Raw genomic sequence first — 25,458 nt, 5'->3', positions numbered from 1 at the left:
TCTGGGCCGCGTGGACGAGCGCGGCGCGGGTGCGCGCCTTGCGCCGATCCAGGCGGCTAGGTGCGGCGTCGGCCATCTGTTCTCACTCCTGTCGCAGCGTTCCCCGATCCACCGTAGCGCGGACCGTCAGGAGTGACGAAATACTCACTATCGATTTGACGATTCATTGCATTAATGACGGTATCGTTCATAAGTGACGATATCGTCAAATATGCGGCAAGGCGGAGCCGATGAGTGTGCACCATGATCCACGCACCCGCTTGCGCAGCCAGCAAGGCGTGCCACGGGCGGATACCCCCGGCAGAGCACCGAGGTCGTCATCGCGGCCGCCGCGCAGAAGGAATCCATCCACGACGTGCCGAACACAAGCACGCCTGAGCGTCGCGGCAAGGTCGGCAACGCCCTTGCCGCCATCAAAGAGGAGTTCGGCCTCGGCTGAGAGCACAAGTCCACACCGCGGCAAGCGGCCTGCTGCCGCAGCTTCCCTTTCCCAATGGAGGAAACCCATGACCGACCAGCTCACCACCCCCGACCCTCGCCCCATACGGTCCCCGCGCGGGATTCCTCTACTCGGCCACACGCCGCAGATCCCCGACACCAACCAGGTCGAGTACTTCGGCGAGCTGTCCAATCGGTTCCCCGAGGGGCTCTACGGCATGGAGATCGCCGGCATCGAGCAGGTCTTCGTCTGGGACCCGGACCTGGTGGCCGAGGTCTGCGACGAGACGCGGTTCTTCAAGCAGATCGAGAAGACTCCGCTGAGCCATGTCCGGGACTTCGCGGGTGCGGGCCTGTTCACGGCCCACCAGCACGAGGAGGAGTGGGGCATGGCGCACCGGATCCTCCTGCCGGCGTTCAGTCAGCGGGCCATGAAGGCCTACTACGGGCAGATGCTGGAGGTCGCCCAGAATCTGGTGGGCAAGTGGGAGCGTAAGGAGGGCCAGCCGGTCAACATCACCGACGACTACACCCGGCTGACCCTGGACACGATCGCCCTGTCGGGGTTCGGTTACCGGTTCGACTCCTTCGCCAAGGAGGAGCTGCACCCCTTCCTCAACGCGCTGCTGGAGGCGCTGGTGGAGTCGCTGCGGCGCTCGCAGGAGCTGCCGATGATGACCAAGCTCCGCAAGGCCGATGACAAGCAGTACCGCGAGAACATCCAGCTGATGCGGGACCTGGTCGAGAGTGTGATCAAGGACCGCCGTCAGGGGAAGGGCACGGGTGAGGAGGACCTACTGGGTCTGATGCTGGAGTCCACCGACCCGCGGACCGGCAAGCGGCTGGACGACGACAACGTCCGTGACCAGGTGGTGACGTTCCTGATCGCCGGTCACGAGACCACCAGTGGTCTGCTGTCGTTCGCCACATACTCGCTGATGCGCAACCCGCACGTCCTGGCCCAGGCCTACGCCGAGGTGGACCGGCTGCTGCCCGGCGACACGGTCCCGGACTACGACACGATCATGCAGATGGACGTCATCCCGCGGATCCTGGAGGAGACCCTGCGCCTGTGGGCTCCCATCCCGCTGATCGGCAAGTCCCCGCTGGAGGACACCGTCATCGGCGGCCGCTACGAGCTGAAGAAGGGAACAAGGGTCAACATCCTCGAAGGCCCGCTGCACACCCACCCCAAGGCGTGGGAGCGGCCGGAGGAGTTCGACATCAACCGGTGGCTGCCGGAGAACCGCGCCAATCACCACCCGCATGCCTACAAGCCGTTCGGCAACGGCGTGCGTGCCTGCATCGGCCGGCAGTTCGCGCTCACCGAAGCCCGTCTGGCCCTCGCGCTGGTGCTGCAGAAGTTCAAGTTCTCCGACACCACCGACTACCAGATGGACGTCCGGGAGGCGTTGACGCGCAAGCCCGGCAACTTCGAGCTGGTCGTGCGGACCCGTCACGAGCACGAGCGGGCCGTGTTCGGTGTCTCAGCGGCGCAGACCGACGACACGCAGCAGGAGGCCGCGGTCAGCGGTGTCGGGGTGAACCTCACCGTCGCCTACGGCTCCAGCCTGGGCAGCTGCGAGGACCTGGCGCGCACGATCGCCGACCGCGGCGAGCGGTCCGGGTTCGGCACCACCTTGCTGAGCCTGGACGAGCTGGGCGACAACCCGCCCACCGAGGGCCTGCTCGTCGTCGTCGCCGCCAGCTACAACGGCAAGGCGCCCGACAACGCCCAGCGCTTCGACGACCTGATCGCCGCCGGGCTGCCCGAGGGCTCGCTGTCGAACGTGCGCTTCGCGCTGCTGGGCGCCGGCAACACCCAGTGGGTGGCGACCTACCAGGCGTTCCCGAAGCGCATCGAGGCCGCCCTGCTGGCCGCCGGGGCCACCCCGGTCATCGAGCGCGGTGTGGCGGATGCCTCCTCCGACTTCGACGGCATGGCCACCCGCTGGACGGACACCCTGTGGACCACCCTGGCCGAGGAGTACGCCGCCGACACCTCCGACGCCGGCGGGCCGCGCTACCAGGTGCGGCTGCTCACCGAGGCGGACGTGCGCCCGGCGGTCGTCTCCGAGCAGGCCTACCCGCTGACCGTGGTGGCCAACGAGGAACTCGTGGACGACCCGACCGGGTTGTGGGACTTCAGCATCGAGCCGCCGCGCCCGTCCGCGAAGTCCATCACCGTCGAGCTGCCCGAGGGCGTCAGCTACGCCACCGGCAATCATCTGGCCGTCTTCGCCAAGAACGAGCCGCCGCTGGTCTCCCGCACGCTGGCGCGGCTCGGCGTCGAGCATGATCAGGTGCTCCGGCTCGACCAGCCGGCCGGTGGCAGGACGCACCTGCCGGTGGGCGTGCCCGTCACCGCCGGACTGCTGTTCACCGAGTTCCTGGAGCTGCAGGACGTGGCCACCCGCACCCAGGTGCGCATCCTGGCCGAGCACACCTCGTGTCCCTGGACCAAGCCGCAACTGGAGGCCTACACGGCCGACACCGAGGAGGCAGACGAGCGGTACCAGAAGGAGATCCTCGGCAAGCGCGTCTCGGTGCTCGATCTCCTGGAGCGCTTCCCCGCCGTCGAACTGCCGCTGGCGGTGTTCCTCGACATGATGGGGCCCATCCGCCCCCGCTTCTACTCCATCTCCTCCTCTCCGCTGGCCAACCCGCGCCAGGTACGGCTGACCGTCGGCCTCGTCGAAGGCCCTGCACTGTCGGGCAAAGGCGCGTATCGCGGCCTGTGCTCCCAGTACCTGGGACGACTTGAGCCCGGAGACGTCTTCTACGGTTACGTGCGCGTGCCCTCTCCTCCCTTCGCGCCGCCCGCCGACCCCGCCACACCGCTCATCCTCATCGGGCCCGGCACCGGCATCGCACCGCTGCGCGGCTTCCTGGAGGAGCGCGCCTGGCAGCGGGAGAACGACACGAAGGTGGGCCCGTCCCAGGTCTTCGTCGGCTGCCGCCACCCGGAGCACGACTGGTTCTACCGGGAGGAGATGGACGCTTGGGAGCAAGCCGGGATCGCCCAGGTGCACACCGCCTTCTCCGCGGTGGTCGACCACCCGGCCCGGTTCGTCCAGGACGCCCTCATCGCCGAGTCCGACACGGTGTGGCAGGCGCTCGAAGACGGCGCGTACGTCTACGTCTGCGGCGACGGCCGCCGCATGGCGCCCGCCGTACGTGAAGCACTCGCCGCCATCCACCGCAGCCACACCGGCAGCGACGACGAAACCGCGCGGCAGTGGGTCGACCAGCTCGAGTCAGACGGCCACTACCAGCAGGACGTCTTCGCCTGATCCCCGTCCACCGCGCCCGAACCGGGTCAGCCAGTCGGACGAGCCCGAAAGCGCCGCCCTCGGCTGCACGCCGGGCGCACGGCACCAACCGTCCAACCCCTGTCAAGAAAGTGAGATCACCATGGACACCATGCTCGCCGGACGCTTCCACCTGGACAGCAGGAAGTTCCTCGTGGAAGAGGTCCCCGTCCCCGTGCCCGGCCCGGGCGAGGTACTCGTCGAGGTCAAGGCCGCAGGCGTCTGCCTGTCGGACGTCCACCTGATCGACGGCACCCTGCCTCCTCTGTTCGCCACCTCCGACGCTGTCACAGTCGGCCACGAGGTCTCTGGTGTGATCCACACCCTCGGCCCCGGCCTCAAGCGGGGCCTGACCGTGGGCACCCGCGTCACCCTGGAGGCCGGACAGAGCTGCGAACAGTGCGATGACTGCGCGCGCCGCCGCCCCTGCACCCAGGTCCGCACCCGAGGCATCGACTACGACGGCGGCTGGGCCCAGTACACCATCGCCCGCGAGGACACCCTCATCCCCATCCCCGACAACCTCCCCTTCGACCAGGCCTCGATCATCCCTGACGCGGTCTCCACCTCCTACGCCGCCGTCGTGGCAACCGCCGGGGTGCGCCCTGCCCAGGCCGTGGGCGTGTGGGGTGTGGGCGGAGTGGGCGCGCACAACGTCCGCGTCGCCCGCCTGGTCGGCGCCGCCCCGATCATCGCCGTCGACCCGCTGCCCGGCGCCCGGGAACGCGCTCTGGACTTCGGAGCGGACATCGCCCTCGACCCGGCCGCCGATGACTTCGCCGACCAGGTACGTGCGGCCACCGCCGGACGCGGCCTGGACTTCGCCTTCGACTGCGCCGGCGTGCCCGCGGTCCGCGAGCAGGCCGCCGCAGTGCTCGGCCTCAACGGAGACCTCGTCCTGGTCGGCATCACCCCCAAGCCGCTCACCATCAGCGAAGGCCTGACCTTCAACTACATGCGCAAGCAGGTACACGGGCACTACGGCGGCTTCCCCGAGTCCGTCTCCGAGCTGGTGCGGCTGGCCTCCAACGGCCGACTCGACCTGGCCCCCTCCATCACCGACCACATCCCGCTCGCCGACGCCGCCGAGGCGATCCACCGGCTGGAACACAAGATCGGCGACCCAATCCGCCTCATCCTCGTTCCCTAGCCGGCAACCGCATGGCAGCGGCGAACACCGACGTCAACGGCGTGTGGCAGCTGCCCCGCAGCGCCTTGCAGGCGACGCTCGGAATGTGAATACAACAGAAGGAGTACGTGCTGTGACGGCACACCTGACCCCCCTGTATGACTGCGAGGCTCCGCGCCCACCTGGTGAAGGCCGGACCGCACCGGCGCTCCAGAAATCCTGCGACAAGATGCGCGAGTTGAAGCGCGAGCTGCAGAAGAAACGGCGATTCGCTTCCGACGCCTCACACGAACTGCGCACGGCTGTCGCGGGGCTACGCGCCGGATTGGAGGAGGCCTGCATGTATCCCGATGAGACCGACCTCGGCGTCCTGCTCGCCCGGGCGCTGCGAGACGTCGACCGGCTCGGCGCGATCATCACCGACCTGCGGGTCCTCGCGGAGATCGAGGCCGGCCCACCCATGAAGCCACAGCGGGTCGACCTCGCCGAACTGGTTCGTGACGAGATCGCCCGCAGGACCGACCGCATAGCGGTCCAGCACCGCCTGGAGCCCGGGGTATCCGTCCAGGCCGTCCCGATCCAGATCGGCCGGGTGCTCACCAACCTGCTGGACAACGCCCAACGGCACGGTCGGCACCTGGTCGAGGTCCAGGTCAGCCGCGACGACGACCACGCCGAGCTGACGGTCACCGACGACGGAGAAGGAGTCCCGGAATCCGAACGGGAACGGATTTTCCGGCGCTTCACCCGGCTGGAGGCCGCACGCCGCCTCGACCACACCGGCACCGGCCTGGGCCTGGCGATCGCCCGCGACCTCGCCCAAGCCCACATCGGCAGCCTGCACGTTGGGGAGTCCGAGACCGGGGGCGCCAGCTTTGTCCTGCGTCTTCCCCTCGCAGGTTCGGCTGCTCCGGCCGGTCGACGCGTCGGCCGGAGCCCGCACGAAGCGACGATCCATGAGCCCGGCTGGGCGCGTCTGGGAGGGAGAACCTGATGAGACAGAACGTCGACTACGCCGCCCCGTTCGCGTCAGTTCCGAGCCTTTGCCGCCGGATATGACCGTCGTGGCCGTCAACCAGGCCCATCTCGACGCCTGCGGACCCGCCCGCTCCGGCACCGAGCGGCGGGACCGTCACCTCCACACCGACGTGCTCGAACCTCGCGTCACCTTGTTCTCGCCAACATCGACGACCTCACACGCGAAAGGAAACGCATGCCCGCGATCCTCATCCACGGAGTCCCCGACACCCACCGCGTCTGGGAGGACGTCCGTCGGCACCTGACGCGCACCGACGTGCAAGCCTGGGGCCTGCCAGGGTTCGGCGTCCCACTAGCGGACGGCTTCGGCAGCACCAAGGAGGAGTACGTCGACTGGCTGGTCGGCCGTCTGGAGGAGCTAGGTGAGCCGGCCGACCTGGTCGGCCACGACTGGGGCTGCATCCTCACCGCCCGGGTTGCGTCTCTGCGTCCCGACTTGGTGCGCACCTGGGCCGGAGGCAACGGTCCGATCAGCGCTCGGTACGTGTGGCATCCGCTGGCGGAGATCTGGCAGGACCCGGTGGAAGGTGACCGTTTCATGGCCGAGCTGGAGAAGGACAGCCTCGCCGACGATCTGGCCGCCGGCTTCGAGCTCCCCACCGACCTGGCCATGCAGACGGTGCGCCGCATGGATGCGCTGATGAAGGACAGCATCCTCAAGCTCTACCGCTCCGCGCTGCGGATGGGCAGCGAATGGGAACCCGATCTGGCGAAGATGACCGCACCGAGCCTGGTGTTCTGGGGCTCACACGACGCCGCCTGCCAAGTCGAGTTCGCCGACGAGCTGGCCCGGGCCATCCGCGCGGAAAGGGTGATCAAACTCGACTGCAACCACTGGACGGTGCTGCAGCGGCCCGCGCAGGTCGCCACCGCCCTCGAAGAGCACTGGCGGCGTCACGCCGGCAGCTGATCAGGGGCCTACCACCACACGAACGCCAGCCACGGACAGCCGCCCCGGCCACGCCCACCGCCAGAACGGCAGCCGCACTCTCACTCCGTTGGCCAGCTGCGCGACCACCCGGCCGGGCGTGGCGGCCGGCGACAACACCGTCAGCCGGCGACGGGTGTGCCGGGTCGAGTCGAAGTCGGGGGCCTCGTCCACGCCGCGCGGTGGGTCAGCAGGAGTGGATTGCTGAACGCCGGATGAGGCAGCGGCCGAGCTGCTGTCAGTCGGCCGCCGAGGTCCGGGGCAGGCTCGCTCCGAGCGCCAGCAGATCACGCCCGGTGCGCAGCACTGTGCCGTCGGGGCGGACAAGGATCGCGTGTGCGCGGCCCTTCCTCAGCCATCCGTGGAGTTCGCTGCCCGGCAGGGCAGTGATGAGAACTGCTCCGCGCTCGATTTCGGCTCGTTGCGTGGTGGACGGCTCGGTTGACGTGACGATCGCGAACCGGCCCGCGGCCACGTCGTCGAAACGCCGGCCATCGTCGAGAATCGTGTTCGGGCACAGCCTGCCCGCGAGGGTGCGGCGCAGGCGGGGCCGCACCACCAGGTCTGACCGGCGCAGCGCAGGTGTCTGGCTGTCCGAAGCCTGTTGCTTGAGGCCGGGCACGAGGTGCAGCCGCGGAACCACGACCTGGCGGATGACGTTGCCCAGTTCGCCGCCCGCCGTCATCGCGGTGCCGAGCAGTCTCGCCAGCCCGATCAGGGTGCGGGCGTGTGGCTTTCGTTCGATCTGGTAGGTGTCGAGCACGGTCTCGGGCAGGGTCCCGCCGAGCACGCCGGCGAGTTTCCAGGCGAGGTTCATCGCATCGCGGAGCCCGGCTCCCATGCCCTGGCCAACGAACGGCGGGGTGAGGTGGGCCGCGTCGCCCAAAAGGAACACCCGGCCCTCGCGCCACCGGTCGGCGACCTGCGCGCGAGAGACGTAGCCCGCCGCGCGGACGATTTCCAGCTTCTCGACAGGAATCCCCCTGGTCCACGGCGAGATCAACGGATACAAGCGGGTCATCTCGCAGTAGTCGTCAGCGGCTTCGTCGGGCGCCAACCGGAATTCCCAGCGGTGCCGGGTCTTTCCGAGGCGCATGTAGGTCGAGGGGCGTACCGGGTCGCAGACCTGGTGGGCACCGTTCCATTGGCCGAGGTCGGCCTCGGTCTCCACATCGACGACGACCCAGTGCTGCGTGAACTTCAGGTCCCGCATGACGGCGCCGATCGAGGCCCTGGTCACGCTATTGGCGCCGTCGCAGCCCAGGACGTACGCCGCGCGGACCGACTCCTGGCTGCCCGTTGCACGGTTGGTGAAGTCGACCCGGGCCCCGCTGCCGTCCTGGGCCAGCGCGGTGATCTCGATGCCACCGCGAAGGGTGACGGCCTCGTACTGCTTCAGATTCCGGCGGAGGATCGCCTCCAGCTCCGGCTGGTCGAACATCACCCCCTGGGGGTAACCGTGCCTACCGAGACCGTCGCGATGGAACTCCGCCAGTACCCGCAAGGTCGCATCGACGAGTCGCAGGCCGCGGTGCGGCCAGGCGATCGCGGCGAACTCGTCCCTGACGCCGAGGCGCGCCAGGATCCGGTAGACCTCGTCGTCGAGGGCGACTGCGCGGGGCCCCGGATGGATGGACTCCCATCGCTCGAGCACCAGGCACTCGACGCCGTACTGGCCGAGCAGGGTCGCGGCGGTCAGTCCGGTGGGGCCCGCGCCGATGATGACGACCGCCGGAGCGGAATGCGACTCAGGGTGTTCGCTCATGACGTGCGCTGGAGGTAGCTGGCGCCGTAGACGCGCTCGACGTTGATCTCGAGGATGACGCGGTTCATCGCGGCCAGCTCCGCATCGCTCATCGGCTCGACGCTCTGGCCGCCGATGCGGGACGCGACACGTGCGGTGTCCGGCCCGATGCCGGCGGTCCGGATGGTGGCGGTGCCTTCCAGCGTCACTGATGGGTACGGCGCAGCCGCCCCGATCACGCACAGGGAGGCGCGCCCGGTGCGCTGCACGTCCCTGGCCTTGGCGCGGCCTGGTTCGGTGGAGATGAGCAGACGGTCGCCGTCCAGGGCGAAGTAGACGACCGATTGCCGCACCCCGCCGTCGGGTCGGGTGGTCGCCAGCACGCCCGCCGGATGCCGGGCGAGGAAGTCGCGGACAACAGGGTCGATCATGAGGTCACCAGCCGGTAGTCGATGGGGTATCGGTCGAGCGCGGCGGCCAGCTCCGCATCCGGGGCGATCAGGACGACCGGCCGCCCGTCTTCCAGCACGACCTCGGCCGTGCCGCGGGGGTCGAGGTCGGCGATGACGCGGCGGACGGAGTCGGCGACCAGTTCGGGTTTGTAGAGCTTGCCGACCGTCGTGGTGGGCAGCGATGCGACGATGTGCACGGCTTTGGGGGCGGCGGCCGGCTCGATGGCGTGCGCCCGGGCCCAGGCCAGCAGATCATGCTCGGTGACGGAGCCGGTGACGGTCACGTAGGCGACGGGGACCTCGCCGGAGTGCGGGTCGGGGCGGCCGACCGCCGCGGCGCCGGTCACGTCGGGGTGGGCCAGCAGGGACTCTTCGATCCAGCGGGGGTCGATGTTGTGACCGCCGCGGATGATGAGGTCCTTGGCTCGCCCGGTCAGGTAGACGTAGCCGTCGGCGTCCACGTGGCCGACGTCGCCGGTGATCAGCCAGCCGTCGAAGATCTTGCCGGTGGGATCGGGGCCGTCCGGGCCGAGGTAGCCGGGGAAGACCGCCGGCCCTTTGATGGCCAGCACCCCGGTCCGGCCGGGCGGGCAGTGGCCGGTCGGCCGGTCGTCGGCATCCACCGTGACGGCCTTGATCTGCTGGTACGGCAAGCGCAACCCCACCGAACCCGGACGCGGCGCGAGGGCGGGAGTGCTGGCGCTGGCGCAGGCCGCCTCGGTGAGGCCATACCCCTCCAGCATCGGCACCTTGGCCGCCTCCTCGAACGCGGCGCGCACCCGGCTGGGCAGGGGCGCGGCGCCGACGACCCCGGCCCGGAGGCTGGAGATGTCCACCTCCTCAGGGATCGGTGGCAGGTTCGCGTACACGGTCGGCACAGCGGAGAAGGCGGTGACGCGGTAGCGCTCGATGATGCGCCAGAAGTCGGCCATGAGCGTCTTGTCGCGGTAGCCGAGCGGGCCGAGGCTGGCCACGCTCGCGCCGTGCATGAACGGCGCCAGGCCGGTGACGTGCAGGGCGTTGACGTGGAACAGCGGCAGCCCGGCCAGCGCCACCCCGCCGCCCAAATAGGCGCCCGAGCAGCCGAGCGCCCACGCCATGTAGACCTCCATGGCGTGCGTGTGCGGGGCGATCTTCGGTGTGCCGGTGGTGCCGCCGGTGTGGAAGTAGGCGGCCAGATCCTGCGGCCCGGGCCGATGGTGAGCGATCAGCAGGTCGCCTGGCTGCTCGGCCGTGAGCCGTTCGAAGTCGGCGACGCCACGAGGGACGTAGCCGGCGTCGATGGCGGCGTTGTCGCCCACCACCACCAGCGCGCGCAGGTGCGGCAGTTCCCTGGCCACGCGTAGCGCCTTCTCCCACAGTTCCCGGTTCATGCCCGATCCCGTCACGACGAGGATCTCGGCCTGGGTGAGGGTGAAGATGTCGATGATGTGATTGTCGGACAGCATCGGGTTGACCGGGTTGGCGATGCCGACGGCCTGGGCACCCAGCAGTGCGGCGTAGGTGTGACCGCTGTTCGGGAGCAGCAGCCCTACCGTCCCGCCCGGCTCCAACCCCAGGCTGGTGTAGAGGTTGGCAGCCTGGTGCACGCGGGCCAGCAGTTCGCCGTAGCTCCAGGTCACTTCCGGTCCCTCGCCCAGCAGGTGCAAGGCGGGCGCCTGCGGTGTGGTGGTAGCCGTACGGTGCAGCAGCTCGTAGGTGGAGGCGGGTAGGTCGCGCTCGGCCAGCGGCACCGCCTCCACCAGAGGGAGGTCCTGCGGCGCCAGGACCAGGGGGCGCTCGCCCTGAGTGTGGTGCGTCATCGCGCGTACCTCACCACCGTGCGCTGGGTGCCCAGGTCGATCCCGGCGTCGTCGGTGGCCACGGCGGCCTCGATGACATCGCCGTCCTGCAGGTACTTGGGGTTGCCGGCCTGGCGGTCCAAGAAGAGTTTCCACTTGAGCGCCGGCGGCAGCAGCGAGGCGAGGACCTCGATCGGCTTGGGCGGCGCGCTGAGCGCGGTGCCGGCGGGAGTGCCGGTCAACAGCAGGTCACCGGCGTCCAGGCGCTGAAAGCGGTTCAGTGCCTGCAGTGCCTGGACGGGCTGGTAGATCATGTCGGCGACCGTCGTGTTCTGCCGGAGCTCGCCGTTGACCGACAGGCGCAGCCTCAGGTCAGCGAACCGCTTGAACTCGCCGGGTTCCAGAAGCACCAGGGTGGGGCCGACCGGGGTGAAGGCGGGGTAGGACTTGGACTCGTAGAACTGGGTCTTGAGCAGCTGCAGGTCGCGGGCGGAGATGTCGTTGGTGACGACCAGGCCCGCGACGTAGTCGGTGAGGTTGTCGGCGGTGACCGTGGTGCCGACGGGCATCTGCCGGCCGAAGACGAGCCCGATCTCCACCTCGTAATCCAGCAGCCGCACGTGGGCGGGCCGGATGACCTCGTCGTAGGGGCCGCTGATCGAGCCGGAGGACTTGCGGAAGAAGGTCAGCGGGACGGTGGCGGGGTTCATGCCCACGTCCTTGACATGCGAGGCGAAGTTCGTCATTTGAGCGACAACCCGGCAGGGCGCCGTGACCGGTGACAGCAGGGTGAGGCTGTCGAGGGCCACCGTGTCGGAGTCGGCGGCGGCCGCGGCGATGGCCTGCCGGTCGGCCAGCAGCTGTCCGGTGGTGGTGGCCTGGGTGTCCACCTTGGCGGCGCCGGCAGGGGTGGCAACCCACCAGGCGTCGGCGGTGCGGAGGATGGAGGTGCTCATGAGCTGGCTACTTTCAGCAGACCGCGCAGGCGGTGCAGGTCGAATTCGTTGTCCTCGCGCAGCGCGCGGACGATCCCGCGTAGCTCGCGCAGCGGTTCTCGGCCGGGTGCCAGGCCGAGGAAGTCCTTGGTCGCCGGAGGCCCCCATTGGGCCAGCCCGGAGGCGGTCATGGGCGCCCAGCCGGGTTCGAGCGTGCAGTCGAACAGGTCGCCGTCACTGAAGTGCTCGACCAGGAAGCCGTCAGAGTCGCGCCAGTAGTCGAAGATCTGGCTGCCCTGGATGTGCCGGCCGATGCCCCAGGAACGCCGGTAGCCCAGCTCGAGCAGGTGCTGGCCGCCGGCGGCCAGCGCGTCGAGATCGGCGACTTGATAGGCGGAGTGCACGTAGCGGTTGACCGGGCCGAGGGTCATCGCGAGCGTGTGATGGTCGGTTGGCGCCATGCCGCGGTCGCAGCGGATGAAGCTCATCACCGGCCCGCGTTCGCGCTGCCCCGGGTAGTAGAGGAAGTCGCTGACGATCAGGCCCAGGTGCTGTAGATACCAGTTCAGCGTCTCGATGTACCGAGTGGTCTGCATGACCACGTGCCCGAGCCGTTGCACCTTGGCCGGTGCGCGCGGCGGCCGCTGCACGGCGTTCGTCCGCGCTGCGGCATGCCCGAAGTTGAACGTGAGCGGCACCTGGGCGGGCAGCGCGGCCAGATCGTGCGTGCCCGACACCACCCGCACCCGGTTGCCGCTCGGATCGGGCAGGTCGACGGTGAGCCCGCCCAGGCTCTCCGGCAGCGGCGCGGCCTTCCGTCCGGTGGCCTGCGCCAGCCGGAGCAGGTCGCTTGAGTCGGCCGCCTTGAAAGCCGCACCGATGAACCTCGACCGGGTCCCCTTGCGGATGAGCACGCACGGGCTACCGGCGTCGGTGCCGCGCAGGTGAAGTTCGTCCGCAGTGTGCAGCGCCGTGGTGAATCCGAAGGCGTGCGCGAACGATTCCGCGCGCTGCAGATCCGGCTTGCAGAACTCCAGCCAGGCTAGATCGTGCACCTTGATGATCGGGTTGGCCGCCCTGCCCGGGTGCTCGCCCTTCAAGGAGCCCTGCTCACTGTGCAGGCCGGCGTGCGGGTCATGGTGGTCCATCATGGGCAACCTCCTTCCACAACGCTGACACTATCGTCATTTGTGAGCCTATCGTCAACACTTGCTGATGATTTCGTCACTCCTGACGTGCACCGCCATGGACGAGACCCTCCACCGCCCTGGCGCCCTGCTCGACGAGCTGACCCTCGACCTTGGACGGCCCGGCCGAGACCTTCCGCACAATTTCCGGCTCACCGGACGCCTGCACGATCTGCCCCCGCGGCGCCCGCCCGAAGCTGCGCGCCACCCTCGACATACTCAAGCCGGGCGACACCTCGGCGATCTACAAGCCAGACCGGATTGCCCGGTCAATGAAGGAACTCCTCATCCTGCTGGAGGATGAACCGCACGCCCGGGACATCGACCTGGAGGTCCTCACCGGGATTTGCGCTGCACCGGCCGAACGGGCAGACCATCGCCGACAATGCTGTTCATGGTCGCCGCGATGGCCGTGGAGATGGACGCGCGGGTGACCCAGGCGACATGTCCGTCGGGACGGATGAGTACGGCGTCCGCGCCGAGATCGGAGCCCGTCGCCGAGCAGAGCGGTCATCGTGGCCGGGGTGCCGGGGAACTCGATGCCTGCGAGCCCGCGCACGGTGCTGCGGCCGCCGTCGCAGCCGACGAGGTAGTCCGCCCGGACGCGCGACCCGTCCGCGAGCTCCACCGTGACACCCGTTTCGTCCTGGGTGAACCCCGCCACCTCGGCACCGCGTCGCAGCCGTACCCCGACCTCCGCCGCGCGCTCCTCCAGCAGCCGTTCCACCTCGGACTGCAAGATGACGAGAACGTACGGATGCCGCGTCGTCACATCGGATACGTCGAGCCGGAGGGCGGAGAAGTGCACGCCCTGCCTCCGCCGTCCACGCGCGAGAAACCGGTCGAGGAGGCCTCGCTGATCGAGCGTCTCCATCGTGCGGATGTGTAGACCACCGGCCCGCGATTCCACCGTTCGAGGCTTCGGGTGACGCTCGAGCACGAGCACATCGACCCCGGCGAGCCGCAGCTCGCAGGCGAGCATCAGCCCCGTCGGCCCCGCCCCGGCGATCACTACCTGCGTGTCGGTCATGGTCAACTCCTTGGTCATCGTACGCACATCGGGGGGACACGTTCGGCGATCGCCACCGGATGGCGACTGTTTAGCGTCTTGTGTGGTGCCACCGGCCTGCGGCGATACCTGTCCATCGCGGGTTGGGAACCGGCGAGACCCTTGTGACCTCGAGTCGCCGGCGCCGACCCGCTTGTGACGGACATGCGCGATTGCGACGTACTTCGCTGCGGCTTGCCGACTCCTACTACCGGCTGATCTGCCGCGGAACCGCCACCGCGAGAAGTTTGTCTGGGTTGCGAATGGCGTAGAAAGCTCGCCGCCGCCAGCTCCGGCACACCGAAACCAGCCGTCCAGATGGTCAGTGCGCTCGGACGCACCGCACCGTCGGCAGAACCGTCGGCAAGGACGACCGCATCGGGCCGAACCTCGGTCACCACGCCGGCCTCGAGCACGGCGACACCGTGCCGGGTCAGCCACTTGGCGACGTATCGGCGCCCCGGCGCACTCAGGTAGGGCGCCAGGGTCCGGCCACACACCAGCGTGACCGTGCGTCCTTGTTCGGCCAGTTCGGCGGCCGTCTCGATGCCGGTCAATCCGCCGCCGACCACGGTGACCGGAGCATCGAGGGGCAACTCGTCCAGCCTGGCGCGCAGCCGCTGCGCGGACTCGAATTCCGCGATGGGCAAAGCGAATTCGACCGCGCCAGGCACCGATGAGGGTGTCGCTGCGGTGCTGCCGACCGCGTAGATGACGTAGTCGTAGTCCAGCGCGGTGCCCGACGCCAGCTGCACGGTGCGGGCGGCGGTGTCGATGCGCGTGGCGCTGTCGACGACCAGCTGGATGCCCTCGCCGAGCAGCGTGCCGTAGTCAATCGTGGCGTCGCCGGTACGGGCCACGAACTGGTGCAGCCGGATGCGTTCGACGAACTCCGGGCGCGGATTGACGGCCGAGAGTGATGTCGACGTCGGCGCGCATCCGCAGACGGTTGGCCGCGAGCGTTCCCGCGTAACCGCCACCGATGACCACGACCTTGTGGGGTGTGTTGTGTTCGATCATGCCCTCAGGACACCGCGGATCGCTGAGACGTGACATGACGCGACGTGACACGCGTCACTCCAGTCAAGAGCGCGGGAACACGTGTCCTCGGCCGAACCGCGCCGGCTACGCCGAGACCCTCGCCCGCCTGACCGCCGTCACCCGGCCCAGAGCATCCCGTCGCCACGCTGACCCCCGAGCACTACGTCGCGGTGATGGACCGCTGGAAGACTGCGGCCGCCGCCACCTGGAACCGGCACCTGTCGGCGCTGACCTCCTTCACCACCTGGGCCCGGCGCCAGGAACTCCTGGCCACACCTGGGCGACCTGCAGGCGATCGGACGGCCTGCGACCACGCAGCGTACGGGATGGACCTGCGGGATGACCCGATTCGGGGCCTTCATCCGGCCAGCAGATCTGCGCTTTGTCACCAAAACGGGTTGGCGGGCAGCGCATACTGCGGGGGGTCACGCGACCAGGCGCAGCCAGGCCGCCGCGAGTGCGGCGTGACCGGCCGGCGTCGGGTGCACGCCGTCCGCAGCCCAGTACTCCGGCCCGGCCGTCGCGGCGAGCTCGGCGAACATGCCGTCGGCGGCGAGCAGGTGCGCGCCGTACTTGCGGGCGAGCTCGCGCACGACCTGGATCTTCGGGTCCAGGTCAGCGCGCCACTCCTTCCGGACCTCTTCGCCGAGGTGCACATCACCGACCTCGACAAGGCCGCGAATCGGCAGAAGGAACGGCTCGATGAGGATCAGGTCGGCGCCGGCCTCGGCGAGGGGCGCGAGCAGGCGGTCGTAACCTGCCGCGAAGTCCTCCGCGGGGATCACGTAGCCCTCCGGGTCGTACGTGTGCCAGCCCATGTCATTGCCGCCGACGAGGATCGACACCACGTCCGGGCGCGCGTCGAGCACGTCCGCGTGCCATCGGGCTTCGAGATCCATCACCTTGTCGCCCGCGATCCCGGAGTTCAGCCAGGTCACGGCCCGGTCCGGGTACCGGAGGCCCCACTCGCCCGCGATGCGCAGCGGGTAGCCGAACCCGAGGCCCTGTTCGCTCTCCAGCCGCTGGCAGTCGGTGATCGAATCGCCGGTGAACATCACGGTGGTTCCCGGTCGGAGGGTGATCGTCATGTGTGCTCCTGGAACTCGGGTGAGGAAAGGAAAGGTTCACATCGATTACGTGGCGGCAACGTCGACACTCAGGCGGCTCGTGATCCCGCTTGTCATCTCGGGCGGGGCTTGGGAAGCCGACACCGGCTGCCGCCGACGTCGCGAAAGAGGCAGCATCATGATTCCTCTTCGCGCTCTTGGGGCACCCACAGAAGCGATAAGAGAACGGGGTAGCTGCTTTGGACTCAGATTGACGGACTGCCGAACCACTGGCCGGCGGCCCGCTCGAACGCTTCGCGATCAGGGTCGCGATCACCTGCCCAGGCGACCACGCCGTCAGGTCGGACAAGCGCGGCACCCAATCCGAGGTCGTTTCTCGCCGGCCCGGCTGCATACCGAACCCGACTCTCCCAGCCCATCGCTGAACCGTGCAGGCGTCGGTCGATACTGAAATCGAGCGCGACGCCTCGTCCATCCTGCATCAGGTCGCCGAGGCGAGTGCCGTCCTCAAGACGAAGGTCCGGGGCGTTGCGGCCGACCAGCGGCCGCTCGCTACCAAGATCGTGGCGGATCGACGATCCCGATACCTTGTCGAACACGTAGGTCGTTCCGTCACGGGTTCCGAGCAGGTCGCGGATCACTCCTTGGATCGCCTGGGCATGCGGATCCGGCTTCATGGCAGCCGCCTGGGCGCGCGTCCAGTCGAGCACCCATGCGCCGATCGGATGGCGCTCGCGGGTGTAGGTGTCGACAAGCCCATCCGGCGCGTACCCGTGCACGGTCGCCGCGAGCTTCCATCCCAGGTTCATGGCGTCGCCGATGCCGAGGTTGAGTCCCTGCGCCCCGAGAGGCGAGTGGATGTGAGCGGCGTCGCCCGCGAGCAGGACACGTCCCTGCCGGTAGGTCGTCGTCTGCATCGCCCGATCGGTGAAGCTCGAGGCGAGATGGACGTCGCTCAGCGTGACGTCGGTGCCGGATACACGGCGCAGAACCGCCTGGAGGTGCTCGCGAGTCGGCCGCTGCGAGCGACCGAACGCGCCGCCGTCGAACTCCAGCATGCCGAGGTGCCCTTTCGCGGGCATCCGCAGGTACATGCCCGTCGGCGTCAGATTGAACCCAGGGCTCAGCTTCTCGGGATCGGCGATGGTGGCGAGCACGACGTAGCCGGTGAACTGCGGCTCGGTGCCGAGGAAGCCGAAGCCCGCGAGCTTGCGCACCGCGCTGCGTCCGCCATCGCAGCCGACGACCCAGCGTGCCGCGTACTCGTGCTCGCCGGCTCGCGCGACCACGCTCTCATCGTTCTGCGCGATGGCCGAGACCGTGACGCCGCGCCTGACCTCCACGCCGAGCATGGATGCCCGCTCGGCCAGCACCGTCTCGACCGCTTCGAGGTTCGTCATCACGCCCTCCATTGCCGGGCTGGGAAGCCGGAACGGCAGGGCGGCGACGTCGACCTTGGCCGGATCGAGCATCATGCCGGCGAAGTGGCCCACGCCACGAGGGGGTGCCGGCTCGTCCGCGTCGGGGTTCGCGCCGGGATCGTCGTTGACGCCCGACGCCTTCAGCAGCGGGTACAGCATCCCACGGCGGTAGAACGCCTCGACCGACACGGCGGACAGGCCCCGCATCCCGAGCGGGTCCGCCTTCCACGGGGAGCGGGGCTCCGGCTCCCGCTCGAGCACCAGGACAGAGCAGCCCGCGAGGCCAAGCTCGCAGGCAAGGAACAGACCAACCGGGCCGGCACCCACGATCACTACGTCATGCACGAAAACTTCCCCTTCCGAAGCTCGCTCTTCAGGCATGCAAAGACTGAAGCGGGCCGCTCACACGGGGCACACACGGCGCTGACATGGGGGCACATGGCGCTGACACTCCCGTCCAGCGGTGCCCTTGAGCACGGGGAAAGCCAGAGCCCTGCCGTGATTTGGGGACTCGAAGGTGCGTGCGCGAGGATCGGGAGATGGACGGGGATGCGCGGCTTCGCGTCACGCTGCTCGGCGCCTTTCAGGCGTCTCGCGGTGACGTCGCCCTGCCCGTTCCGGGTGCGCGGTTGCGGGGTCTGGTCGTACGGCTGGCGCTCGCCGGCGGGCGCGCGGTCGACCAGAGCGTCCTGGTCGACGCGATCTGGGCCGAGGACCCGCCGGCCGGCCCCGCCCACGCCCTGCAGGCCCTCGTCTCGCGGCTGCGCCGGACTCTCGGCTCGGCCGGCGACGTCGCGCAGGTCGCGGGCGGCTACCGGCTGGACGTGGACGCGGCCGACGTGGACGCGCTGCGGTTCGAGCAGCTCGCCGCCGTCGGCCGTGACCGCCTGCGCGCCGGCGACCCGCAGGCCGCGGCGGCCGTGCTCGGCGAGGCCGTGGCGCTGTGGGGCGACCGTCCCGGCGCCGAGCCCACGCTCGTCGCCGCGGTGGCGCCCGCCGCCGCGACCCGGCTGGCCCACGCCTCGGTCGAGGCCGTCGCCGAGCTGTCCCTGGGCCGTGCCGACGCGGCCGCCGCCCGCCTGGCGGCCCTGCTCGCCGAGCACCCCGTCCACGAGCGGGCGGCCGCGCTGCTCATGGACGCGCTCGCCGCCCAGGGGCGCCAGGCCGAGGCCCTGGCCCTGTACGAGCGGATCCGCGAAACCCTGGCCGACGTCCTCGGCACCGACCCGGGCGCCGCCCTGCACGAGCGCCACCTGCGCCTGCTGCGCGCCGAGCGGCCCGCCCCGGCCGCCGACGCCACGCAGACCAGGCCGAGTAACCTGCCCGCGCCGCTGACCAGCTTCATCGGGCGCGACGACGACCTCGCCCGGATCGACACGCTGCTCGCCGCCGGGCGCCTGGTCACCGTGCTCGGTCCCGGCGGCGCCGGCAAGACGCGCCTCGCCGTCGAGGCCGCCCGCCGCCACCGCCACGAGTACCGCGACGGCGCCTGGATGATCGACCTCGCCTCGGTCACCGAGCCGGCCAAGGTCGGCGCGGCCGTGCTCGCCGGGATCGGGCTGCGCGGCGGCGCGATGTTCGAGGCCCGGATGCGGGTCGAGGGCGACGAGCTGGACGTACTCGTCGACCAGCTCGGCGGCCGGGAGAGCCTGCTGCTGGTCGACAACTGCGAGCACCTGATCGACGCCGTGGCCCACCTGGTCTCCGCACTGCTGTCCCGCTGCTCCGGGCTGCGCGTGCTGGCCACCAGCCGCGAACCCCTCGCGGTCGACGGCGAGGCGTTGGTGCCGCTCGGCCCGCTCGCGCTGCCCGGGCTGGACGACGGCGTCGAGCAGGCCCGGCGGGCGGCGTCGGTACGCCTGTTCACCGAGCGGGCCGCGGCCGTGCGCCCGGGCTTCGACGTGGACGAGACGACGCTGCCCGAGGTCCGGCGGGTGGTCCGCAGCCTGGACGGGATGCCGCTGGCGCTGGAGCTGGCCGCGGCCCGGCTACGGACGCTGTCGCTGCCCGAGCTGGCCGACGGCCTGTCCGACCGGTTCCGGCTGCTGTCCACCGGCAGCCGCACCGCGCTGCCCCGGCACCGCACGCTGCGCGCGGTCATCGCCTGGAGCTGGGAGCTGCTGAGCGAGCACGAGCGCACGGTCGCCGAACGCGTCTCGATCCTGCCCGGCGGCGTCACGCCGACCTCGGCCACCGCGGTCTGCGCCGGCACCGCCGTACCGGCCGCCGAGCTCCCCGAGCTGCTCGCGAGCCTGGTCGACCGGTCGCTGCTGCAGCTCGCGCCCGACCCGGGCCGCTACCGCGTGCTGGAGACGCTGCGCGAGTACGGCATCGACCGCCTGGCCGAGACGGGCGACCTCGGCACCGTCCGCGACCTGGCCGCCGGCTACTTCGCCGAGCTGATGGCCCGGTACGACCCGCAGCTGCGCGGGCCCGGCCAGCTGGAGGCCATGCGAGTCATCAGCGCCGAGTACGACAACGCGCTGGCCGCCCTGCGCCGGCGGTGCGACACCGGCGACGCCCCCGGCGCGGTCGCACTCGCGCTGAACCTGACCTGGTACTGGCACATGTTCGGCCGGCACGCCGACGCGGCCTACTGGCTGCGCGAGGCACTGGCGGTGCCCGGCGGCGAGCCGACGCCCGACCGCGACTGCGCTCAGGTGATCTCCTTGATCGACCGGGTCGACACCTGGCCGGGGAGGATCGCCGAGAAGGCCGCGGACGACCAGGCGCAGATGCGCGAGCTGGCCGACCGGCTGCTCGCCTACCCGCAGCTGCCGGGCCCCTACGGCGCGCTCACCGCGCCCACGCTCCTGTTTCTACAGGAGGAGGAGACCGCGTTCGCGATCATCGAGCGCCTGGCCGACGGCGACGTCGTCTGGTTGTCCGGACTGGCCCGCATGTTCCGGGCCCAGTTCGCCGAGAACGCGGGCGAGCTCGACACCATGCGTCCCGACGTGGAGGCGGCCCTGGCCTGCTTCCGGCAGGCCGGCGACCGCTGGGGCCAGGCCACCGCGCTGCCGATGCGCGCCCAGCTGCGGCAGTACGACGACGACCTCGACGGCGCGCTGGCCGACCTGCGCGAGGCCCGGTCGCTGGCCGGCGAGTTCGGCTCGCTCAACCTCAGCGACGAGGTGTTCCTCGACCTGCGCTGGATCGACCTGCACCTGCGGCGCGGCGACACCGACCTGACGATCGCAGTGATCGACTCGGCCCGGGAGCGGGCGCTGCGCGCGAACTCGCCGGAGATGCCGGCCCTGGTCGACGCGTGGGAGGCCGTCTTCCGGGTGCGGCTCGGCGACCTGGACCGGGCGCGGGAACTGCTCGACGACGCCGAACGGGGTCTGCACGGCGACACCACGTTCCCCGGTGACCACGCGCGGACGCTGGTCGGCAGCGTACGGGCCTCGCTCTGTCTGGAGACGGGCGACCTGGCCGGTGCCGAAAAGGCGCTGGAGGAGGCGTACGCGGCGGCGCTGGAGGCTCGGGACCTGCCGATCCTGTCGCTGGTGGCGGTGAACGCGGCCGCGCTCGCCGAGGCGTACGGGCGGCATCACGAGTCGGCCGTCCTGCTCGGCGCCGCCTCCCGGCTGCGCGGCGCTCACGACCGCACTGATCGGCAGGTTCGCGAGCTCACCCGCCGAGGGCGGGCCGCGCTGGGCGAGGAAGCCTTCGCCGCGGCGTACGGGAAGGGTTGGGAGCTGGACGGGAAGACGGCCGTGACCGAAGTCGACCCGGCCCGGCTACGCCGGGAACTCAGGACGGCTCACCCAGATCCCGAGTGATCCAGCCGGGCGTGTCGGAGCGCCCGAGCTCCGCTTCAACGATCTTGAAGAGGAGGTCCCAGCTCTTCGCCTCGGTGTTGGTGTGGAAGGCGATGGTGTGCTCGCCGTCGAGGGTGCCCAGCGCGCAGAACATGTGGCATCAGAGGAGACGCCCGCCAGGTGGGAGGGCCTGCCCAGCTGGCTGCTCGGCCAGATCGCCAACCACGCGCACCGCCTGGTGGGCGACGGGTTCTCGTCCGTCGGCGCCCGCGGCTACCACTACCGCCTGCTGGCGACGCTGGAGGAGTTCGGCCCGGCCAGTCAGGCCGCGCTGGGCCGCCGCAGTGGCATCCACGTCAGCGACATGGTCGCGACGGTCAACGAGCTCGCCGATCGCGGACTGGTCGAGCGCGCCCCGGACCCCTCCGACCGGCGGCGCAACATCATCTCGCTGACCTCAGCGGGCAAGCGTCAGCTGCGGCGACTGGAGAAGCGGCTGGCCGAATGCCAGGACGAACTGCTGGCTCCGCTGTCACCCGAGGAGCGACAGGCGTTGACCGAGCTGCTGTCCAGGCTGTTGGATCACCACAACCGGCGAACCGTCACCCCCGAAGAGCCGTGGCGCTGACCGGGCTCCGGGGCCGCCGTCGCGGGGCGGAACTGATGCGGTTCTTCTTCTTGGACGATGCGGACAGAGCGCCCGCCGCTTGCCCTCCACCGGCACAACCGGCTCGAGTTCGCCGTCCAGCTGACCAGCGCACGGTTTTGCGGGTGCTTCCTGCCTGATCCACGGCAGACCCCTGCGCAGGTCGCCGCATACCTGGCCGAGCAGTTGGGGATCGACGACGCGTCGTGTCTGAAGCCGTACGGGAAGCGGGACGGCACAGATCGCACGCACGCCGGGGAGATTCAGCACATCGAGGGCTGGCGGGACTTCGCTGAGGTGGCTGATGAGCTGCGCGAGTGGGTGGACGCGCGTGCGTGGACGACCGGGGACGGGCCGAAGGGATTGTTCGAAGCGGCGGCCGGGTGGTGGGAGAGCGGCGGGTGCTGCTGCCTGGGGTGACGACGCCGGCCCGGCTGATGGCGTCGGTGCGGGAGGCGGCACAGGCCGGCTGCTAGCGTGTGCCCGTGCCGAAAACAGACAAGGTGCGCCGTCGCTGAGAGCGGCGGCGCAAAACCCCAGTTCTCGCCGTCGCTCCTGACCCCTTGGCCAGGAGCGCCTTCGTGGCGCTCGGATTTCCCTTGTTCCGGAGCGCACCCATGTTCGCCTTGTCTTCTCGTCAACGTCGGCGTGTCCTTTTCGCTGCCCTCGTCTCTGATGCGGTGTTCCCACTCGCCATCACCGGTGCTACAGCAGCTGTCCCTGATGTGACCGCGCAGCTGCCCGGTGCGTCGGCGCTGGGTCCGTGGATCGTCCTCGCGTACAACGGGCTGTTCGCCGCAGCCCTCCTGCTCGCGGGGGTGACAGCGGATCGCATGGCCCGTACCCGCTTTTTCGCCGTCGGCAATGTCGTTGTCGCGGCCACCGGGCTCTTGTCCGTCCTCGCTCCCAACCTGTTGTCTCTGGTGGCACTTCGCGCGGTCGCCGGCGTCGGGGCGGCGATGGGCGCCGCCGGTGGATCGTCGATGGTCTTGGCCGTGTACCCGCCGGAGGAGCGGCGTCGGGTGTACGGCTACGCGGGCGCCGTGCTGGGCAGCAGCCTGGCGCTGGGACCGATCGTCGCCCAGGCCCTCATGGCCATCGGAGGTTGGCCACTCGTCTTCGTCGCGCCGGGGGCTGTCGCCGCCATCGCGGCCTTGGCCACGCTCGGGCTTCCGGGCCTTCGCAGCCCCGACGTGTCCGATGACTTCGACCTTGCCGGCGCTGTCCTCTTCGGGGTGACCGTCGCCGCCGTGGTGACCGCTCTCGGGATGGGCTTCGGGACCGGGGTCCCGTGGTGGGGGCCTGGTGGACTGATCCTCGTCGCTGCAGCCAGCGCCACCGGCCTCATCCGCGTGGAACGGCGCGCAGCTGGCACGGCAGCTGGTCACAACCGCCCTGTTCGCCTGCGCAGTCACCGCCGTCATCCTCCAGGTGACCAACCATCCTGCCGCCCTTCTCGTCGCGGCCGGGGTTATCGGGCTCTGTCTTGGGCTGACCGAAGGCGTCCCGGACGGGCAAGCGCTCCACTACGTGCCCTCCCAGCGCGGAGGGGCGGGCGCCGCGCTGTTCAGCACGACGCGGATGAGCCTTGAAACTGTCACTCTGGCCGCTGCCACCGGGGTGATGGCAGCTCTCGGTCCCTCATCCGGAATGGCGGTCGCTGGAGCCATGTGCCTCGCCGCCGCCCTCATCGTCCAGCAAGCCGTCCCCTCCCGCGATGCATAGACGACCATCCCACGCAGTCAGCGGCGGGATCACCCTCTACCGCTGGTTCTCCTTCCAACCCCCCGAGGCCCTGGCGAGCGCGAGGAGATCCACCGTCGGCGCATCAGCGTGCCGTAGAACCGTCGACTTGCGAACCCAGGTGCGACAGCCGTACCGCCGGTGCCTCCATGGCAGGAGGACATGCGCCGATCGGTGCGTCATCTGGGCGGGATGCCCGACGGTTGGCGCATGATCTCGGGAGCGGTAACCGGGAGGATGGCCGACATGGATCCCGGACTGGAAGCGTTCATCCCGTTTCTCCCGCAAACCGACCTGACCGACCCGGTCACCGACGCACGCAAGAACGTCGCCGAGCGTGCCGCCGCGAGGCCGGCATCGGACACGACGGGAGTGGAGATCGAGGACCGGACGGTGCCCGCCGATCCTGATGTAGCGGTGCGGATCTATCGCCCGCACCAGGCACAAGGCGCCGTCGTCTGGCTGCACGGCGGCGGAATGGTCTTCGGCGACCTGGACACCGAACACCCGCGGGCCGCTCGGATCGCCGACGGCTCCGGCGCGGTGGTGATCTCGGTGGATTACCGCCTGGCGCCGCCGATCCGCTTCCAATTGCTCAGCGAGCCTGGGATCGACGACCGGCAGCAGACGTGGTCGCAGCGGCACTTCACCGATACGCCCCACGGCATCTTCCTGCAAGACTCCTGTACAGCCGCGGTGATCAACGCGATGATGGCACGCATGCTGCTCAGCTGGCTGAGCGCCTTGGATGTGGCCCGCATCGCGCGCGATCGCGGGCGGATGGCGCTGGTGGCGCGGGTCGGTGGGCACTTCGCCTCCACCGACCTGCCGGCCCGCCACGGCATGGGCCACGTCACCGTCGAGCGCGCGAGCGAGCCGCCGCAGCAGAGCACCGGCGGCACATACTGTGCCGTCATCCCCGCCGCGCCCACCTCCAGGTCCGCGGTCGCCGCCCCATGACGATCCGCACGACGCCGACCGGGTGGCAGGGGACGACCACGCTGCAGCCGGGCTGGCTCGCCTTCACCGGCGCCGTCGGGGTCACCGAGCCGCACGCGCACGCCGCCCTCCAGGTCCTCATCGTGGCCGCCGGGACGGTGGAGCTGGCCGACGCCCACCGCACCCGCCGCCAGGTGCAGGCGGCGATCATCCCGCCCCGGGCCAGTCACACCGTGTGCGGCAGCCCCGGCGCGCGGGTCGGCATGCTCTATCTCGATCCGGGCAGCGGCGCGGGCCGCCACCTGCTCACCGCTCTGACCGGGCCGCACCGCGACCGGGTGGACGGCTGGGTGGCCGCCGCCCACGCCCTGCTGCCCGCCGCTCGCGGCACGGCGGGCACGGTCTTGGACCCGGCCGCCATGGACCCGGCCGCGCTCTTGCGCCGCTGGACCGCCCCCGCCGCAGGCCCGCACCATCCGGCGCTGCGGCAGGCCCTGGAGTTCCTGCCGGCGTTGCTGGCCGGACCGGTCCGGCTCACCGATCTGGCCGGCATGGTGAGCCTGTCGGCCAGCCGCCTGGGTCACCTGTTCGCCGCCGAGCTCGCCTTGCCCTTCCCGGCTTACCTCCGCTGGGCGCGGCTGCGGCGCGCCGCCGAGCTGGCCCGCGACGGCGCGAGTCTCACCCAGGCGGCGCATGGCGCCGGCTTCGCCGACAGCTCCCACCTGACCCGCGTCTGCCACGAGATGTTCGGCCTGGCTCCTTCGCACCTGCTCCCCACCGTGCGGGAACCCTCCGGTCACACCTGACCTCGCCTGAGGAAGGTCAGCGGATCCATCCAAGCCTCAG

General features: G+C 70.3%; 22 protein-coding genes and 1 pseudogene. 11 read left to right on the top strand and 12 right to left on the bottom strand.

Annotated features, from left to right (window positions below; translation table 11 throughout):
• The first annotated feature begins 506 nt into the window (after positions 1–506).
• The 4 genes from AB0B45_RS20920 to AB0B45_RS20905 all read left to right on the top strand — a co-directional run bounded on the left by AB0B45_RS20920 (position 507) and on the right by AB0B45_RS20905 (position 6,826).
• A complete protein-coding gene (locus tag AB0B45_RS20920; protein WP_358132714.1) occupies positions 507–3,731 on the top strand; it encodes a cytochrome P450 in 3,225 nt (1,074 codons plus the stop codon).
• A gap of 121 nt (positions 3,732–3,852) precedes the next feature.
• On the top strand, positions 3,853–4,899 hold the full coding sequence (locus AB0B45_RS20915) for a zinc-binding dehydrogenase (protein WP_358132712.1): 1,047 nt from the start codon (positions 3,853–3,855) through the stop codon (positions 4,897–4,899).
• A 208-nt stretch (positions 4,900–5,107) separates the two neighbouring features.
• Entirely contained in the window at positions 5,108–5,872 is a 765-nt protein-coding gene (locus AB0B45_RS20910; protein WP_358132711.1) for a HAMP domain-containing sensor histidine kinase, read from the top strand.
• 219 nt (positions 5,873–6,091) lie between these two features.
• Positions 6,092–6,826, top strand: a complete 735-nt coding sequence (locus AB0B45_RS20905; protein WP_358132710.1) for an alpha/beta hydrolase — start codon at positions 6,092–6,094, stop codon at positions 6,824–6,826.
• Here the strand turns inward: AB0B45_RS20905 and AB0B45_RS20900 are convergent, their stop codons facing one another.
• The 7 genes from AB0B45_RS20900 to AB0B45_RS20870 form a co-directional block, all read right to left on the bottom strand.
• Positions 6,827–7,018 (bottom strand): hypothetical protein, encoded by a 192-nt coding sequence (locus tag AB0B45_RS20900; protein ID WP_358132708.1) that lies wholly within the window; start codon positions 7,016–7,018, stop codon positions 6,827–6,829.
• A gap of 64 nt (positions 7,019–7,082) precedes the next feature.
• Positions 7,083–8,609, bottom strand: a complete 1,527-nt coding sequence (locus AB0B45_RS20895) for a bifunctional 3-(3-hydroxy-phenyl)propionate/3-hydroxycinnamic acid hydroxylase (RefSeq protein ID WP_358132707.1) — start codon at positions 8,607–8,609, stop codon at positions 7,083–7,085.
• Positions 8,606–9,019, bottom strand: a complete 414-nt coding sequence (locus tag AB0B45_RS20890; protein ID WP_358132705.1) for a PPOX class F420-dependent oxidoreductase — start codon at positions 9,017–9,019, stop codon at positions 8,606–8,608. The genes AB0B45_RS20895 and AB0B45_RS20890 overlap by 4 nt, the downstream gene beginning before the upstream one ends.
• Positions 9,016–10,842: an acyl-CoA synthetase gene (locus tag AB0B45_RS20885; protein ID WP_358132704.1), complete on the bottom strand. Its 1,827-nt coding sequence runs from the start codon at positions 10,840–10,842 to the stop codon at positions 9,016–9,018. The genes AB0B45_RS20890 and AB0B45_RS20885 overlap by 4 nt, the downstream gene beginning before the upstream one ends.
• On the bottom strand, positions 10,839–11,777 hold the full coding sequence (locus AB0B45_RS20880) for a fumarylacetoacetate hydrolase family protein (protein WP_358132702.1): 939 nt from the start codon (positions 11,775–11,777) through the stop codon (positions 10,839–10,841). The genes AB0B45_RS20885 and AB0B45_RS20880 overlap by 4 nt, the downstream gene beginning before the upstream one ends.
• A complete protein-coding gene (locus AB0B45_RS20875) occupies positions 11,774–12,907 on the bottom strand; it encodes a 2,3-dihydroxybiphenyl 1,2-dioxygenase (protein WP_358132700.1) in 1,134 nt (377 codons plus the stop codon). The genes AB0B45_RS20880 and AB0B45_RS20875 overlap by 4 nt, the downstream gene beginning before the upstream one ends.
• A gap of 73 nt (positions 12,908–12,980) precedes the next feature.
• Positions 12,981–13,166, bottom strand: a complete 186-nt coding sequence (locus AB0B45_RS20870) for a hypothetical protein (protein ID WP_358132737.1) — start codon at positions 13,164–13,166, stop codon at positions 12,981–12,983.
• Here AB0B45_RS20870 and AB0B45_RS20865 point away from each other — a divergent pair.
• On the top strand, positions 13,087–13,377 hold the full coding sequence (locus AB0B45_RS20865; RefSeq protein WP_358132734.1) for a recombinase family protein: 291 nt from the start codon (positions 13,087–13,089) through the stop codon (positions 13,375–13,377). The two genes, AB0B45_RS20870 and AB0B45_RS20865, sit on opposite strands and share 80 nt — an antisense overlap.
• Before the next feature lie 80 nt (positions 13,378–13,457).
• On the opposite strand, the pseudogene AB0B45_RS20860 reads toward AB0B45_RS20865, so the two are convergent.
• The 4 genes and pseudogenes from AB0B45_RS20860 to AB0B45_RS20845 form a co-directional block, all read right to left on the bottom strand.
• Positions 13,458–13,973: pseudogene (locus AB0B45_RS20860) on the bottom strand (FAD-dependent oxidoreductase); the annotation flags it as partial.
• A gap of 14 nt (positions 13,974–13,987) precedes the next feature.
• Positions 13,988–14,971 carry an FAD-dependent oxidoreductase gene (locus AB0B45_RS20855; RefSeq protein ID WP_358132698.1) on the bottom strand — a complete coding sequence of 328 codons (984 nt, stop codon included), beginning with the start codon at positions 14,969–14,971 and terminating at the stop codon, positions 13,988–13,990.
• 486 nt (positions 14,972–15,457) lie between these two features.
• Positions 15,458–16,120, bottom strand: coding sequence for an SGNH/GDSL hydrolase family protein (locus AB0B45_RS20850; RefSeq protein WP_358132696.1), 663 nt, complete (start codon positions 16,118–16,120; stop codon positions 15,458–15,460).
• 224 nt (positions 16,121–16,344) lie between these two features.
• Positions 16,345–17,865, bottom strand: a complete 1,521-nt coding sequence (locus tag AB0B45_RS20845; protein ID WP_358132694.1) for an FAD-dependent monooxygenase — start codon at positions 17,863–17,865, stop codon at positions 16,345–16,347.
• Positions 17,866–18,059: 194 nt separating this feature from the next.
• Here AB0B45_RS20845 and AB0B45_RS20840 point away from each other — a divergent pair, with 194 nt between their 5' ends.
• On the top strand, positions 18,060–21,305 hold the full coding sequence (locus AB0B45_RS20840) for a BTAD domain-containing putative transcriptional regulator (protein WP_358132693.1): 3,246 nt from the start codon (positions 18,060–18,062) through the stop codon (positions 21,303–21,305).
• On the opposite strand, the gene AB0B45_RS20835 is transcribed toward AB0B45_RS20840, so the two are convergent.
• Positions 21,277–21,438, bottom strand: coding sequence for a hypothetical protein (locus AB0B45_RS20835; protein ID WP_358132691.1), 162 nt, complete (start codon positions 21,436–21,438; stop codon positions 21,277–21,279). The genes AB0B45_RS20840 and AB0B45_RS20835 overlap by 29 nt on opposite strands.
• Here AB0B45_RS20835 and AB0B45_RS20830 point away from each other — a divergent pair, their 5' ends adjacent.
• The 5 genes from AB0B45_RS20830 (at position 21,439) to AB0B45_RS20810 (ending at position 25,418) form a co-directional block, all read left to right on the top strand.
• Entirely contained in the window at positions 21,439–21,912 is a 474-nt protein-coding gene (locus AB0B45_RS20830) for a MarR family transcriptional regulator (protein ID WP_358132689.1), read from the top strand.
• A 57-nt stretch (positions 21,913–21,969) separates the two neighbouring features.
• Positions 21,970–22,350: a DUF4158 domain-containing protein gene (locus AB0B45_RS20825; RefSeq protein WP_358132688.1), complete on the top strand. Its 381-nt coding sequence runs from the start codon at positions 21,970–21,972 to the stop codon at positions 22,348–22,350.
• A 305-nt stretch (positions 22,351–22,655) separates the two neighbouring features.
• Complete coding sequence (locus tag AB0B45_RS20820; protein ID WP_358132686.1) at positions 22,656–23,522, top strand: MFS transporter; 867 nt, start codon at positions 22,656–22,658, stop codon at positions 23,520–23,522.
• Positions 23,523–23,919: 397 nt separating this feature from the next.
• Entirely contained in the window at positions 23,920–24,633 is a 714-nt protein-coding gene (locus AB0B45_RS20815; protein ID WP_358132684.1) for an alpha/beta hydrolase fold domain-containing protein, read from the top strand.
• Positions 24,630–25,418: an AraC family transcriptional regulator gene (locus AB0B45_RS20810; RefSeq protein ID WP_358132682.1), complete on the top strand. Its 789-nt coding sequence runs from the start codon at positions 24,630–24,632 to the stop codon at positions 25,416–25,418. Before AB0B45_RS20815 ends, AB0B45_RS20810 begins: the two co-directional genes overlap by 4 nt.
• Positions 25,419–25,458: the final 40 nt, after the last annotated feature.

Origin of the sequence: Nonomuraea sp. NPDC049152, assembly GCF_040648355.1 — a bacterium.
Taxonomy (GTDB): domain Bacteria; phylum Actinomycetota; class Actinomycetes; order Streptosporangiales; family Streptosporangiaceae; genus Nonomuraea.
This window is presented reverse-complemented; position numbering and strand designations above follow the sequence as displayed.